We start from the raw sequence: 14,859 nt of genomic DNA, 5'->3' as shown, positions 1-14,859 counted from the left end.
GAGTTATATCAATTAAAATAACACCTAAAGGTGGCAATGCAGTTGGTCTTCTTCAGGTTAAGGAGCAGGATGAGATAATGGTAATAACAAATACTGGCAAACTCATAAGGACAAAAGCAAAGAATATTCCCCTGCAGGGCAGAAGTACACAGGGTGTAAAATTAATGGATCTTGAAGAGGGTGACAGGATAGTAAGTATTGGTCTGATCGCAGAGAGGGAAGAGTCAGAGGAATAGATACCTTTATAAGATGACTTCTATTGACTGGTTCATTATAGCCCTCTATTTTTTTCTTTCACTCCTAATAGGACTTTATTTTACAAAAAAGGCATCAAGAAATCTCGGAGAGTTCTTCCTCTCAGGGAAAAGGGTACCCTGGTGGCTTGCTGGCATTTCCATGGTGGCAACCACATTCAGTTCTGATACCCCTCTTTATGTAACAGGTCTTGTAAGGGCACAGGGTATTTATGAAAACTGGCAGTGGTGGTGCTTTATATTTTCCGGGATGATGGCAGTTTTTGTCTTTGCTCCTTATTGGAAAAGGCTCGGGGTTTTTACAGATGTAGAGCTCATAAGTCTCAGATATTCAGGAAAACCAGCAAGGATTTTGAGAGGTTTTAAGGCTCTATATTTTTCTGTGATTATTCATACGATAATCAAGGCACAGGTGATACTTGCAATGGCTAAGATACTGGATGTTCTTCTTGGATGGGATAAATGGGTGGCGGTTGTAATATCAAGTTTTATAACACTGATTTACTGTATGGCCTCTGGTTACTGGGGTGTGCTTGCAACTGACTTTTTTCAATTTTTCATAGCAATGGTAAGCGCATTAATTCTATGCATGCTTTCCTTAAAGGCAGCAGGAGGTATAGAAGGCATTAGATCTGGAGTCGATCCAGAACTGCTCAGGTTTTTTCCTCCAGTTAGTAGCCCTTCTGGAGAGCTTTTAGGTACAGCCTTTCTTGCCTTTTTGGGTTATACAGGTATTGCATGGTGGTCAAGATACTCCTCTGATGGTGGAGGTGTTATAGTTCAGAGGATAATTTCCTGTAAAAATGAAAAAGAGGGGATAAAGGCAACTTTATTTTTTAATCTCCTTCACTACGGTCTCAGAACATGGCCATGGATACTCACTGCCCTTGCTTCTCTAATTCTTTATCCTGTCCTTACAGATCATGAAAGTGCCTATCCCAGGCTGGTGGTAGACCTTATGCCTGAGGGATTAAGGGGGCTTATGGTAGCAGGTTTTTTTGCGGCCTTTATGTCGACCCTGAGCACCTATCTCAATCTTTCGTCAGCATATTTCGTTAATGATTTTTATAAACCTTTTATAAAGCCCTATGCACGGGATAGCCACTATTTAATTATTGCAAGGAGCTCAATGATCTTGCTTTCTATAATAACAGCTATTATCACCTATAAACTTGAGTCCATAGTTGAAGTCTTTAAATTTCTTATTGCCTTCGGTTCAGGTACAGGTCTTGTATATATACTAAGGTGGTTCTGGTGGAGGATTAATGCCTGGAGCGAGATCTCTGCTATGATAGCCTCTACAGTAAGCACAGTAATTATTTATCTTTTACCAGAGCTAAACGGAATTAATTATTTTTTTAAACTTTTATTTATTGTGACATTCTCTACATTTGTCTGGACAATAGTTACCTTCTTTACAGAGCCTGTAAGTGAGGAGGTTTTAAGGAGATTTTACGAGCTTGTTAGACCGCCCGGGAAAGGGTGGAGCAGGTTTCAATCAGAAAAGCCAGCACCCTTTTATTCTGATGTAATAAAATGGCTTGCTGGTTCATTTTTTATAATAGGGCTTACACTGGGACCTGGAAAGATTATTCTCGGTGATTATATTTCAGGATTTCTTTATCTCCTGCTTTCTTTAATATCAGGAGTATTCCTTTATTCTTTAATTAAAGGCAGCATAGATTGAAGGAGTATGATTGCTCTTACAGCCTTAGAATGGTATAATGAAAGGAAATGAAAGGAAGGCCTTCTTTGATCGTAAGACTCCTTGCAAAGTCCATAGATTTAATTGTAGTGTTTATTTTAATAGAGGTATTCAGAACGCCTGGTTTTTTTGCAGGACTTCTTTACATATTAATATCCGATGGATTATTCCAAGGAAGAAGTGTGGGAAAGCTACTTACAAATTTAAGGGTTGTAAAAATAGAGTCAAAAACTGGTGGCAGAGCTGAAAAAGGAGAAGAGGGGCCAGCAACCGAAAATCCTGTGCCCGACTCCGTTAATTACGCAGGAACAAGGGAATCGGTAATAAGAAACAGCCCCTTGTTTTTTGCGATACTTATTAGTAAAATACCTTTTTTGGGATGGCTCCTTGGAGCAGGTATTTTGTTTTTTGAGCTGATAATGATTGTGGGAAGCCCTTCCTCAAGAAGACTCGGAGATGAACTTGCAGGTACAGTAGTAATAGAAATACAGTAAGGAGGAAAAAGTGTTCAGTCAATTCCTTGGATGGTTTTCAAAGGATCTTGCTATTGACCTGGGTACTGCGAATACCCTCGTTTATATCAGGGGTAAGGGCATTGTCTGTAATGAGCCTTCTGTTGTTGTCTACAGAAGGGATGACAGAAAGATAATAGCTGTTGGTGCAGAGGCTAAAAGGATGCTCGGGAAGACTCCTCAGAATGTTGTTGCAATAAGACCTGTAAAGGATGGCGTTATCGCAGATTTTGATGCCACTGGAGAGATGCTTAAATATTTTATAAAAAAGGTTCATGACAGGAAGACCTTTGTGGCACCAAGAATAATAATAGGTGTGCCTTCCGGCATAACACAGGTTGAACAGAGGGCGGTAAAGGATGCAGCACAGGCATCAGGTGCAAGAGAGGTTTACCTTATAGAGGAGCCAATGGCAGCAGCTGTTGGTGTAGGTCTACCAGTCCATGAACCATCAGGAAATATAATTGTTGATATAGGTGGTGGCACGACTGATGTTGCTGTTATATCCCTCGGTGGAATAGTTTACAGTAAGGCAGTGAGGGTGGCTGGAGATAAGATGGATGAGGCAATAATCGCCTATTTAAAAAGAAAATATAACATTCTTGTTGGGGAAAGGACAGCTGAGCAGATAAAGATAGAGATAGGCTCTGCATACAAGGTTGATTCGGAAAACAGAACAATGGAAATTAAAGGAAGAGATCTAATATCGGCTGTTCCCAGATCTGTAATAATAACAGAGGATGAGATNAGAGAGGCCCTTAAGGAACCTGTAAGCATTATTCTTGATACAGTAAAGACCACACTTGAAAACACCCCGCCTGAGCTTGCTGCAGATATAGTGGACAGGGGGGTTGTACTTGCTGGAGGCGGAGCCCTGTTAAGAGGACTCGACAGATTGCTTGCTGAAGAAACAGGAGTCCCTGTTATTGTAGCTGATGATCCTCTTACAGCAGTTGTCAGGGGAGCGGGAAAGATGCTTGATGATCTGGAACTCCTGAAGATGGTCGCCCTGGCGAGATGAAGTTTAAGCCTGTATTTTTATTGATCATTCTGATTATTGTCATCTCTTTCACCACCTCAAAAGTCTTTGGCCCGCTTAAATTTCTTTCCTACCCCTATGATTTTCTTAGCCTTTTGACCTCAGAGATAACTGATACCGTCTCGTCAGAATGGAGAGCATTTACCCTGAAAAAGAAAAGGCTCAGAGAGATTGAACAGGATGTCGCACTCTTAACAGAGAGACTTGCTGAATATGAGAATATAAAAAGGGAAAATATCATTCTCAAAGAACTTCTCGGGTTGAAAGACTCTGAAAAAAAAATAATTGCTTTTGCAAGGGTTATAAGGAGAGGCATAGCCAGATGGACCAGTGCAGTGGTTATTGACAAGGGTGAGGCTGATGGACTTAAAAAGGATATGGCTGTGATAACTCCAAAAGGCCTCACAGGTAAGATTCTGGTAGCAAACAGGGATTTTTCAGAGGTACTGCTTCTTGATGATGTTAATTTCCGTGTTGCTGTCAGGTTTCTTGGAAGTCGTACAGAGGGTATTGCTACAGGAACAGGACAGGGTGTGATAGTTAAATATGTGCCAAAAGATGCAGAGATTATTAAGGGTGACTGGGTGATAACCTCTGGTCTCGATGGCCTGTTTCCTGAAGGCATTCTGGTTGGTTATGTTGCAGATATCAGGGACAGGGAGTTTTTTAAAGAAGTCTCTTTAAAGACTTCACAGGATCTGAGAGGTCTTGAATTTGTGGCAGTTATTTCCAGATGATAAAACAGGATGGTTGAGACAAAGATAAAATATCTCGGTGGAGTTATAAAAGATGAAAGGGGTTCCTTTCACTGGTATGTGTGGATTTTTTTGCTTTTTTTCGCAATTTTTATACAATCAAAGTTTTCACTATTCGGTACCAGACCAGAACTTGTTACTGCGCTTGTTTTTTTGTTCGGCATGAGGACTAAAGATGAATTCAAAGCAGCAGCTTTTGGCGGACTTGGTGGACTTATTGAAGATGTCCTTTCTGGTTTCTGGGGTCCGAACATGGTCTCAAAGTCTCTTACTGGATATCTCTCGGCAAATATAATCGGAGGGTTTTTTGTATGGAGTCCTGTGCTTGGCATAATAGGGGTCTTTTTTATGACCATAATAGATGGTCTCATAGTGCTTCTTGTGATGGCACTAAAGGATAACCCTGTGCCTGTTTCTGGATGGGTTTTGTGGACACTCTTTGTCCAGTCATCACTTAATGCACCTCTTGGATATTTCGGAGGAGGATCAGAATACAGAACCCATAAGTCAGAAATCAGGATTCAGAGAACTGCCTGAAATGAATTCCCTAGGAGAGAAGGTAAGTATTGAGGCTTTTCAAAAAAGGCTGAGACTGGCCTTGATAGTTATTTCTGTCCTTTCCTTTATCATGTTTATCAGACTCCTTCAGCTTATGATAATTGAGGGAAAGACGTATAAAAATCTTGCTGAAAATAACAGACAGCGAATCCTTTATATAGAGCCCGAGAGGGGAATTATTTATGACAGGAATGGATTACCGCTTGTAAAAAATGTTCCCTATTTTGTTGCAGCATTATCAGGAGAAGAATTCCCTCCAGAAAGGATATCTGCGATAGCTGGGTTTCTTGGAATTGAAGAAAAGGAGTTGCTTGATAAAGTCAAAAATAGAAAATCTCAGATAGAGCCTGTTATTGCAAAAGAGGGTTTGACCTTTGAGGAGGTTGCAAGAATTGAAGCACGCCATTCTGACTTTCCCGAACTTTTCATTATTACAACAACTATAAGAAAATATCTTTATGACTCAACAGGTGCCCACCTGCTTGGTTACCTCGGTAAGGTAACAGAGGAGCAATGGCGGAAGATGAAAACAAAGGAAATTCCACCTGATGCCTTTGTAGGACAGTGGGGGATTGAGAAACTCTATGATGAGATTTTAAGGGGAAAGTACGGAAAAAAGATTATAGAAGTTGATGCCCTTGGTCACGAAATAAGGGTACTCGGAGAGATTCCACCTGAACGTGGCAGGGATGTCTTTCTTAGCATAGATATAGAAGTTCAGAAGGCAATGGAAGAGGCCTATGGCACAAGGCGGGGTGCCTTTGTTGCATTAAAGCCTGATACAGGAGAGGTCCTGGCGCTTGGAAGCCTTCCTTCCTTTAACCCAAATAAATTTGCAAGAGGTGCAGACCCTGATTACTGGAAGAAACTTTCAGTTGATCAGGGTTATCCACTACTTAACAGGGCATTCCAGTCTCAATATCCACCTGGTTCAGTCTATAAAATTATTACTGCAATAGCTGCACTTGAAGAGGGTATTATTAAGCCCTCGACAACCTTTCACTGTTCAGGAGCATTGCCCTTTGGTAACAGGCTTTTCAGGTGCTGGAAAAAAGAAGGCCATGGCACAGTGGACTTAAAACGGGCAATAGTTGAGTCCTGTGATGTATATTTTTATGAGGTTGGTAAAAGAATTGGAGTAGACAGAATTGCAGAGTATGCAAAAAGACTCGGTCTCGGAGAGCTTACAGAAGTGGGACTGGTGACAGAAAAAAAGGGAATAGTCCCGTCCTCTGAATGGAAACTCAGGGCAATGGGTCAGCCCTGGTATCCTGGAGAGACCCTTTCTGTGTCAATTGGACAGGGCTATGTATCTGTTACGCCGGTGCAGCTTGCAAGGATGATGGGTTCAATTGCAAAGGGAGAATATTTGAAAAAACTGAGTCTTCTAAAGATAGATAATATTGCCACCATAGAGCAGAGGAGAATAAGCAATTCTGAACAAGATGAAACTTTTAATTCTGAGTCTACTGTGGAATCAGAACTCGGGATTTCACAAAAAACTCTTGAATTCATCAGGGATGCATTAAGGGGAGTTGTAAATGACCAGGGTGGCACTGGAGGTGCTGCAAGAGTTAAGGATATACTTGTAGGTGGAAAGACTGNAACTGCTCAGGTAATCTCAAAGGCTGTAGATGTTCATAAGCTTCCTGAAAAATTTCGTGACCACGCCTGGTTTATTGGCTTCGCGCCTGTGGAAAAACCGGAGATAGCAATAGCGGTCTTTGTTGAGCATGGAGGTCATGGTGGTGCAGCTGCTGCACCTATTGCAAGGGTAGGTATTGAGAAATTTTTAAAGCACCAGGTCTCAGGTCCTGAAATTATACCTCATGAGTACGCAGGTGATTGATGTCAAGACTTGTTGATAGACTTGATCATTTTGACTGGCTGATCTTCGGGATAGCTGTTTCGCTCTCCCTTCTCGGGATCTTAACAATTTACAGTGCCACAAGGATGCCGGATTACGACGGTGTTCTTATATCTGAAGGTTTTAGAGCAGATTTTTTCCAGCGTCAGATCATCTGGCTTTTTGCTGGCATTACCTTTTTTTTCGGTGTGCTTTTTATTGATTACCAGTGGTTTAAAAGAACTGCCTATCTATTATACGGGATAAGTATCTTCCTGCTAATCCTTGCGCTTGTTGCTGGTAAAAAGACTATGGGAGCAAGTAGATGGATAAATCTAGGTTTTTTCTCCTTCCAGCCGACTGATCTGTTCAAGGTAAGTTTTCTTATAGCTCTTTCTTCTTATCTTCATGATATAAAAACAAGGCTGACTGCAAGAGTTATTTTTAAGATATTTTTCCTATTTGTTCTACTGCCTGTTTTACTTATCTTTAAACAACCCGATCTTGGTTCAGCAGCTATTATATTTATAGCCTTTCTCTGCATAATACTTATTTATGGAGCTGAATCAAGGTTTTTAAAACTTGCAATGATTATAGGGCTGATTTCATTGCCCTTTCTCTGGCCAGTATTCTGGGAGAATCTTAAGGATTATCAAAGAAACAGGATACAGGCCTTTCTCAGTGAGGAAGTAGATCCCGCAGGGATTGGATACCATATAAAGCAATCAAAAATTGCCATTGGTTCTGGAGGTTTATTTGGTAAGGGCTATCTTAAGGGAACTCAGGGACCTCTGAGATTTCTTCCCGAGAGGCATACAGATTTTATCTTTGCTGCTTTTGCAGAAGAGTGGGGTTTTATAGGTGCAGTAATTGTGCTAAGTCTTTATATTCTTTATATATTTAGAGGCTTTGATACAGCCAAAAGAGCAAGGGATAATTTTGGTAGATACCTTGCTACAGGTATATCTGTGCTTATGGGTCTTTATGTTTTCATAAACATAGGCATGGCACTGGGCCTCACTCCTGTAGTAGGAATTCCCCTTCCTTTCATGAGCTATGGTGGTAGTGCCTTAGTGACGAATTTTATTATGGCAGGGATCCTTGTAAATATAAGAATGAGGAGATTTGAGATATTTTATTAAATTTTAAAAATTTATTTGTGATATTATAATATACCCTTTGTCCTGAAAAGTATTAAAGACCGTTGATGAGACAGTGAGACAAAAAGGATTATATAGATAAAAATGAAAAGATTTATACCACTTATATGTTTTTTTCTTGTCATTTTTTCCTGTTCAAAGGCAGAGGTAAAAAGACCTTCTGAAGAAGCTATTATTGCTAAAGAAGCAATGGATTTTGTAAATGGCCTTAAAAAGGCCTATATGGATGGTGACGAAGAAAGACTAAAAGAGATGCTACTTTATAATGAGCTGATAAAAAAATTTTCCATGATAGATAGACCCTCAAAACTGGAATTCACCTTTCGCTGGATTGAAATAAAGGAGGAAGAGAAAAAAGCCGAGATATATGTTGCCTGGAGGGGTTATTGGAAAAAAGAAGGAGTTGAGGAAGAGGCAAGAGGTTTATGTCTTTTTGTTCTTCAAGGAAGACCTTTCAAACTCTCAAAGATATTGAGAGAAAATCCCTTTTTACCTGCTGGAAAAATTCCTTAATCGAACTACTTCAGTACGATAGTGCAACTGTGTGAAAAATAAAGTAGTATTTTTAAGACTACTTCACTTCAATTTCAGCAGTTAGAAATTAAATATTCTTCAATGGCAGCTACTGCAGGATGAGCTTGAACAGCTGGAGCAGCCAGAGCCACGATTTTCCACCCCGCTCATGCCAAATACAGAGAATTTCTTTTTAATATCTTTCTTACCGCACTTCGGACAGGTAATCTCTTCCTCTTTTCTGAGCACAAGTTTTTCAAACTCTTCACTGCAGACATTGCATTTATATTCAAAGATTGGCATTTTAGCCTCCTATTTTGTTGTTGATTTAAGTGATTCCCAGTCCTTCATGAATCTTTCAATGCCTATATCTGTCAGAGGATGTTTAAGTAACTGTGCAATCACGCTATAGGGAATCGTTGCAATATGAGCACCTATCTTTGCCGCCTCAACAACATGAAGAGGATTTCTTATGCTAGCCACTATCACCTCTGTCTCAAAAAGATAATTTTCGTATATAGCCATTATATCAGCCACAAGGTCCATGCCCTGTATGACTTATATCATCGAGCCTGCCAACAAAGGGGCTCACGTATGTGGCACCTGCCTTGGCTGCAAGAAGGGCCTGAGAGGGTGAAAAGATTAGAGTCACATTTGTCTTTATTCCTTCAGAACTGAGCTGTTTTACTGCCTTAAGACCAGCCTCTGTCATGGGAATCTTAACAACAATATTGGGTGCAATCTTTGAGAGCTCCCTTGCCTCTCTTATAATATCCTCTGCTCCTGAACTCACTGCCTCAGCACTTACTGGTCCATTCACGATACTGCAGATCTCCCTTAAAAGTCCTATAGGTTCTCTCTTTTCCTTTGCAAGGAGAGAAGGATTTGTTGTAACTCCATCAATAACTCCGAGTTCATGAGCCTTTTTGATCTCTTCGAGATTTGCTGTATCGATAAAGAATTTCATAAATAGAGCATACCTCCTGAGCTAATCAGTTCTTATCATGTTATTATAACATATGAAAGAAGCTCAAAATCTGGATACTCAGACTGCCGAAATATTAATCAGGGGATTAAGGGAATCAGGCATTGAGCCAGATCATGAATTAATCTCAAAATTTACAATTTATCTTCAAGAACTCATGAAATGGAACAGGGTTTATAATATTACTGCCTTAAAAAAGGAAAAAGAAATCGTCCAGAAACATTTTTTAGATTCATTATTATATCTTTCATTTTTAAAGGATATCCACTCAGTTGCTGATGTTGGAAGCGGAGGAGGCTTCCCCGGGCTTGTATTAAAGATAGCCAGGCCTGAACTATCAATGCATCTTATTGAACCTTCAAGGAAAAAGGCTGCTTTTTTAAAACACATGATATTCAGATTGAAGCTTGATGATATTCAGGTTCATCAGCAAAGAGTCGAAGCTCTCTCTATCAAGGTTGAAGCAGCTGTCTCAAGAGCACTTTTTAAAATCAAAGACTTCTTAAAAAGGGCATCTCATATTCTATATCAGGGAGGGATAATTATCCTCAATAAGGGGCCTGAGGTTCAGAAAGAATTAGAGAACCTAAAAGGGCTCAAGCAATTTCCCACCTTATCAATACAGGTTTTTGAGAAGATTCTACCAACTACGGAAATAAAAAGATACCTTGTTGTGGTAAAATTATAATTCTATGGCAGCGGTAAGACTACAGAAGATACTTGCGGAGATGGGGATAGCCTCAAGAAGAAAGGCAGAAGAGCTGATTCTTGAGGGTCGGGTTACTGTTAATGGAAGGGTTGCAGAACTGGGCATGAAGGCAGATCCCCTTCTGGACCATATAAAGGTTGATGGCAAGCTCCTTTTGAGACCAGAGCCAAAGGTATATTATGTTATGAACAAACCTCCACAGGTTGTAACTACGCTGTATGACCCTCAGGGAAGACACACTGTGAAGGATTTTATAAAAAGAATTCCCTACAGGATATACCCTGTGGGAAGACTGGATTACCATTCAGAAGGACTTTTACTTCTTACCAATGATGGAGAGCTTGCCCATGCAATTCTCCATCCATCCAGAGAAATTCCAAAGACCTATATGGTAAAAGTAAAAGGCCATGTAGAAGAAAAGGAACTTCAGAAACTCAGACAGGGTATAAGGCTTGAAGATGGCATGACAGCACCTGCAAAGGTAAGATTAATAAAATACTCAGAGGCAAATTCATGGGTTGAGATAACCATCCACGAAGGCAGAAAGAGACAGGTGAGGAGGATGTTTGAAAGAATTGGACATCCTGTACTTAAATTAAAAAGAATAGCAATAAATGGATTAAGGCTTGGCTCGCTCAAGCCGGGTGAGATAAGACAGCTAACAAAAGAAGAATTATTGACCCTTAAGAAAGAGATAGGAATCCTTAAGGAAACTGCCTGAGATGAAGGAGCAACAGGATAAAAAGATAGTACCCTTCTATTTCTGGATACATGAGCTTGTAAGGCGATATGTTGAGCTAATAATGGACATTATTATAGTAAGTCTTATGGTAGTTATCTTTGTCCTGATCTCAAAGACCATATTTTTAATAGCACAGTCTCTTTTAGAAGAAACAAACATAACCTTTATCATTTCAGAGCTAATGTTTATATTTATCTTAGTCGAAACCATAAGACTTCTTATTATTTACCTTGAATTCCACAGGGTTGCCATAGATACCATGGTCGAGATTACAATAGTCTCCATCCTGAGGGAGATTATTCTAAAAGGTATTCTTCATATTGAGCCTTTATTGCTTGCCGGTGTTGGTTTTATAATAATTGTTCTTGGCATGCTGCTAAGATGGGGTAAGATAAGATATGAAGGTCCTGAGCTCGTAAGTATAAAGGAATCATTCTTTAAGAAAAAACCCAAAGAAAGCGCTTTCAAAAAGGAAGAAGACAAAAATGTACAAAGATAAAGAATGTGCTGATATAAAAGAATCGGATATCGGAAGAAGACTTACCCTTTCAGGTTGGGTCTTCAGAAGAAGGGATCATGGAGGTCTTATATTTGTTGACCTGAGGGACAGGAGTGGTATTATTCAGGTAGTATTCAGTCCCCAGGTCTCTAGAGAAGCCCATGAGCTTGCTCATGAGCTAAGGTCTGAATTCGTCATTAAAGTAAAGGGAGAGATAAGAAATAGACCTCCAGGCACAGAGAATCCTGAAATTCCTACAGGCAGCATTGAGCTCTATGCAGATGAATTAAAGATACTTAGCGAATCTCAGGCACTTCCTTTCCAGATTGACGAGGCACAAGAGGCAGGAGAGTCCCTGCGGCTAAAATATAGATATCTGGACCTCAGAAGACCTGAAATTCAGAAAAACATAATACTCCGCCACAGAGTAACAAAGGCCATAAGGGATTTTCTTGACAGCGAGGGATTTCTCGAGATAGAAACACCCATGCTTACAAAATCCACACCAGAGGGAGCCAGAGATTTTCTTGTTCCAAGCAGACTTAATCCAGGCACATTCTATGCACTTCCCCAGTCTCCACAGTTATTCAAGCAGATACTCATGATATCAGGATTTGAAAAATATTTTCAGATTGCAAGGTGTTTCAGGGACGAGGACCTAAGGGCAGACAGGCAGCCAGAATTCACACAGGTTGATATGGAGCTTTCCTTTGCGGAGACAGAGGATATTCTTTCTCTTATAGAAAGACTTCTTAAAGATGTATTTAAAAAGGTTCTTGGCATAGATATCCAGATACCCTTTCCAAGAATGACTTTTAATGAAGCAATGGAAAGATATGGAAGTGACAAGCCAGATACCCGTTTTGGTCTTGAGTTAGTGGATGTAGGAGACCTTGCTAAGGCCGGAGAGTTCAAGGTATTTCTTGATGCCCTAAACAGTGGAGGAAGGGTTAAGGCAATAAGAGGAAAGGGAATGGCAGGACTTTCAAGAAAGGAGATAGATCTTTTGACAGAGGAGACAAGATCCTTTGGTGCAAAAGGACTTGCCTGGATCAAGATAAAGAATGGTTTTGATTCACCCATAACAAAATTCTTTCCTGAGGGTATTATGAGGCAGATGGCCGATAGACTTGGTGCAGAAGAAGGAGACATGATGCTCTTTGTAGCTGACAGACAAGAGATAGTGCACAATGCCCTTGGCAGATTGAGGCTTGAGCTCGGCAGGAGGCTTAATCTAATAAAAGAAGGATTTTATTTTACGTGGATTGTTGACTTCCCTTTACTTGAGTGGAATCCTGATGAAAAGAGATTTCAGGCGATGCACCACCCTTTTACATCACCGGTCGATGCGGATATAGATAAACTCTTCTCCATCAAAGAAGAAGATATGAAAAGACCTGATTCCGTACTAAGCATGATAAAGGCAAAGGCCTATGACATAGTTCTCAATGGATATGAACTTGGAGGAGGAAGCATCAGGATTCATAAGCCAGAGGTTCAGGCTCAGGTATTCAGGATACTTGGCATAGAAGAAGAGGAGGCAAGACTTAAGTTTGGATTTTTGATTGAGGCATTGAAATACGGAGCGCCTCCACATGGAGGAATTGCCCTCGGACTTGACAGGCTTTTAATGATTATGGCTGGTGCAAATTCCATAAGGGATGTTATAGCCTTTCCAAAGACCCAGAAGGGAGTATGTCTCATGAGTGGAGCTCCCTCACCTGTTGAACCAAAGCAGCTGAAGGAACTTCATATAAAGACAGAGGTTTAAGCCATAAGATAAGATTTTTACAGTTGAACAGTTAAATATGAACAATGAGAATTTTAAGACATACACTGTTAATGCTGATGAGAGGAATAAATTACTATTTAATATTAAGTCGATACTTTCAGGGCATGAAGAGATAATTTTTGCCTATATTTATGGCTCCTTTATTGATCCTGTAGCATCTTTCTTCAGAGATATAGATATCGGAATCTATGTGGATGAAACAAAGATACTATCTGAGCAGTTTATTGATTATTCTATAGCCCTTTCACTAAAAATTGAATCAGCAATTAAGAAATATCCAGTTGATGTAGTTCTTTTAAATATTGCTCCGTTAAGTCTTGCTTTCAGGATTACTCAGGGAGAGCTTCTTTTTATAAGGGATGAAGGGCTATGGACCGACTTTGTTACAAAGACGTGGTCAATGTACCATGACCATGCTATAACTAGCAGGTATATCCTTGAGGATATAATAAAGTCATGATAGACAGAGAGCGTATAACATCCTATATATCAGAGATAAAGGTATCTCTTGAGAATCTAAAAAATTATGCAAAACTTGATAGGACAGATTTTTTGTCATCACCTGTTGTTATAAGGGATACAAAATATTGCTTTATCATAGCAGGACAGGCAGCCATCGATCTCTGCTATCACCTGACTGCTAAACTTCTAAAGAAAATTCCCTCGGACTATGCCAATTGTTTTGAAATTCTTGCTGAAACAGGTAGATTTAAGAAAGAGACACTAAATTCTATGGCAAAATTAAGAAATCTACTTGTTCATCATTATATAAAAGGTTGATGACAATCGGGTTTATGATAAACTCAAAGAGATAGATTGCTTTGAGAGATTTATAGAAGAGCTTGAAGAGGTTATAAATAAGGGATTCTATAATAGGAGGTTTTTATGTCAGAGTACATTGTAATCTTTATCACTGCACCTGATGAAGATATTTCTGCCAGGATTGCAAGGGCACTTGTAGAGGAAAGGCTTGCAGGATGTATAAACATTGTAAAAGATATAAGATCTATCTACTTCTGGCAGGGCAAGATAGAGGATGAGCCAGAGGTTCTCATGGTGGTAAAGACAAAGAAGAAACTCTTCAATAAACTTAAGGATAAGGTAAAGTCAATCCATCCATATACAGTTCCAGAAATAATAGCAATGCCGATAGTTGAGGGCTCAGAGGATTATCTTAAATGGCTTGAGGATGTGACAGGGTGAGACTCAGATTTTTAGTGAGTTCTGAGAATGTCTGTTCGACCGTACAAAAGTCTTTTTTTCTTAAAATGTCCTGACCTCTTCACTTAGTCGGCTGGAGATAGGCTGCTTCGGAGTTACTTGATGTTGCCATAGCGTGATAAAGAGTCTTTCTTAATCCCGAACTGACAGGCTGCAACCTCTTGCAATTATGAACAATGAAGAATTAAAAAAATAATATTTTTTTACACCTACGAGGTGGAGACTTTTCATAATGCTATTATTACGACAAACAATATTTTAAGGCGCTTGATTTTTTAAGCGAGTATATAAAATGGTTGAAAAATGATTTCGAGAATACTAAGATTAAAGAAGCAGCATCATATAATATTGCAGCATTAAATGCCATATTAGGAAATGAGGATGAAGCCATTAAATGGCTAAGGTATCCTTTAATGCAGGATAAAAGATTATGGTTAGAAAAAATTCAAAATGATAGGGATTTTGACGCTATTCGTAAAAGAGATAAATTTTCAATTTTTTTAAATGAATATAAGCAATAAGTGTAGTCGAAACAAGCAAATCTTTTTTAATTTCGGGCACTGATATGA

The 14,859-nt window shown here is 39.5% G+C and carries 20 protein-coding genes; 17 read left to right on the top strand and 3 right to left on the bottom strand.

Translation table 11 applies throughout. The annotated features are described in order from the left end of the window. The 9 genes from N2257_08615 to N2257_08575 all read left to right on the top strand — a co-directional run. Nucleotides 1-236, top strand: a 236-nt coding sequence (locus N2257_08615; GenBank protein MCX7794444.1) for a hypothetical protein, incomplete at its 5' end; no start/stop codon positions are given. A 13-nt stretch (nt 237-249) separates the two neighbouring features. Then, the gene (locus tag N2257_08610; protein ID MCX7794443.1) at nt 250-1,941 is read left to right on the top strand and encodes a Na+:solute symporter; all 1,692 of its coding nucleotides are present in this window, start codon (nt 250-252) and stop codon (nt 1,939-1,941) included. Nucleotides 1,942-1,988: 47 nt separating this feature from the next. Next, on the top strand, nt 1,989-2,453 hold the full coding sequence (locus N2257_08605) for a hypothetical protein (GenBank protein MCX7794442.1): 465 nt from the start codon (nt 1,989-1,991) through the stop codon (nt 2,451-2,453). A gap of 10 nt (nt 2,454-2,463) precedes the next feature. Next, nucleotides 2,464-3,492 (top strand): rod shape-determining protein, encoded by a 1,029-nt coding sequence (locus tag N2257_08600; GenBank protein ID MCX7794441.1) that lies wholly within the window; start codon nt 2,464-2,466, stop codon nt 3,490-3,492. Beyond that, entirely contained in the window at nt 3,489-4,247 is a 759-nt protein-coding gene (gene mreC, locus N2257_08595; GenBank protein MCX7794440.1) for a rod shape-determining protein MreC, read from the top strand. The genes N2257_08600 and mreC overlap by 4 nt, the downstream gene beginning before the upstream one ends. A 9-nt stretch (nt 4,248-4,256) precedes the next feature. Continuing rightward, nucleotides 4,257-4,802 (top strand): hypothetical protein, encoded by a 546-nt coding sequence (locus tag N2257_08590; protein ID MCX7794439.1) that lies wholly within the window; start codon nt 4,257-4,259, stop codon nt 4,800-4,802. Nucleotide 4,803: 1 nt separating this feature from the next. Then, entirely contained in the window at nt 4,804-6,672 is a 1,869-nt protein-coding gene (gene mrdA / locus N2257_08585) for a penicillin-binding protein 2 (GenBank protein MCX7794438.1), read from the top strand. Then, a complete protein-coding gene (rodA, locus tag N2257_08580) occupies nt 6,672-7,811 on the top strand; it encodes a rod shape-determining protein RodA (GenBank protein MCX7794437.1) in 1,140 nt (379 codons plus the stop codon). Before mrdA ends, rodA begins: the two co-directional genes overlap by 1 nt. A 102-nt stretch (nt 7,812-7,913) precedes the next feature. Further along, nucleotides 7,914-8,342: a hypothetical protein gene (locus N2257_08575; GenBank protein MCX7794436.1), complete on the top strand. Its 429-nt coding sequence runs from the start codon at nt 7,914-7,916 to the stop codon at nt 8,340-8,342. A gap of 99 nt (nt 8,343-8,441) precedes the next feature. On the opposite strand, the gene N2257_08570 is transcribed toward N2257_08575, so the two are convergent. From N2257_08570 to N2257_08560, 3 genes are read right to left on the bottom strand one after another with little or no spacing between them, the layout of a single operon-like run. Next, the gene (locus tag N2257_08570) at nt 8,442-8,645 is read right to left on the bottom strand and encodes a zinc ribbon domain-containing protein (protein ID MCX7794435.1); all 204 of its coding nucleotides are present in this window, start codon (nt 8,643-8,645) and stop codon (nt 8,442-8,444) included. Nucleotides 8,646-8,654: 9 nt separating this feature from the next. Then, nucleotides 8,655-8,888: a hypothetical protein gene (locus N2257_08565; protein ID MCX7794434.1), complete on the bottom strand. Its 234-nt coding sequence runs from the start codon at nt 8,886-8,888 to the stop codon at nt 8,655-8,657. Further along, nucleotides 8,872-9,309 (bottom strand): hypothetical protein, encoded by a 438-nt coding sequence (locus N2257_08560; GenBank protein ID MCX7794433.1) that lies wholly within the window; start codon nt 9,307-9,309, stop codon nt 8,872-8,874. The genes N2257_08565 and N2257_08560 overlap by 17 nt, the downstream gene beginning before the upstream one ends. 52 nt (nt 9,310-9,361) lie before the next feature. Here N2257_08560 and rsmG point away from each other — a divergent pair, with 52 nt between their 5' ends. From rsmG to N2257_08520, 8 genes are all read left to right on the top strand, one after another. Beyond that, nucleotides 9,362-10,015 carry a 16S rRNA (guanine(527)-N(7))-methyltransferase RsmG gene (rsmG, locus tag N2257_08555; GenBank protein MCX7794432.1) on the top strand — a complete coding sequence of 218 codons (654 nt, stop codon included), beginning with the start codon at nt 9,362-9,364 and terminating at the stop codon, nt 10,013-10,015. A gap of 4 nt (nt 10,016-10,019) precedes the next feature. Next, the gene (locus N2257_08550; protein MCX7794431.1) at nt 10,020-10,757 is read left to right on the top strand and encodes an rRNA pseudouridine synthase; all 738 of its coding nucleotides are present in this window, start codon (nt 10,020-10,022) and stop codon (nt 10,755-10,757) included. Nucleotide 10,758: 1 nt separating this feature from the next. Next, nucleotides 10,759-11,277, top strand: a complete 519-nt coding sequence (locus tag N2257_08545) for a phosphate-starvation-inducible PsiE family protein (GenBank protein ID MCX7794430.1) — start codon at nt 10,759-10,761, stop codon at nt 11,275-11,277. Further along, on the top strand, nt 11,264-13,048 hold the full coding sequence (gene aspS, locus N2257_08540; protein MCX7794429.1) for an aspartate--tRNA ligase: 1,785 nt from the start codon (nt 11,264-11,266) through the stop codon (nt 13,046-13,048). The genes N2257_08545 and aspS overlap by 14 nt, the downstream gene beginning before the upstream one ends. A gap of 37 nt (nt 13,049-13,085) precedes the next feature. Then, a complete protein-coding gene (locus tag N2257_08535; protein MCX7794428.1) occupies nt 13,086-13,529 on the top strand; it encodes a nucleotidyltransferase domain-containing protein in 444 nt (147 codons plus the stop codon). Further along, nucleotides 13,526-13,849, top strand: coding sequence for a DUF86 domain-containing protein (locus N2257_08530; protein MCX7794427.1), 324 nt, complete (start codon nt 13,526-13,528; stop codon nt 13,847-13,849). The genes N2257_08535 and N2257_08530 overlap by 4 nt, the downstream gene beginning before the upstream one ends. Before the next feature lie 105 nt (nt 13,850-13,954). Continuing rightward, on the top strand, nt 13,955-14,272 hold the full coding sequence (locus tag N2257_08525) for a divalent-cation tolerance protein CutA (protein ID MCX7794426.1): 318 nt from the start codon (nt 13,955-13,957) through the stop codon (nt 14,270-14,272). 314 nt (nt 14,273-14,586) lie between these two features. Continuing rightward, entirely contained in the window at nt 14,587-14,811 is a 225-nt protein-coding gene (locus tag N2257_08520) for a hypothetical protein (protein ID MCX7794425.1), read from the top strand. The last annotated feature ends 48 nt before the right edge of the window (nt 14,812-14,859 follow it).

It is taken from the genome of Thermodesulfovibrionales bacterium (genome assembly GCA_026417875.1).
Classification (GTDB): Bacteria; Nitrospirota; Thermodesulfovibrionia; order Thermodesulfovibrionales; family CALJEL01; genus CALJEL01.
The sequence above is the reverse complement of the archived record's forward strand: the minus strand, read 5'-3'. Positions and strand labels throughout refer to the sequence as shown.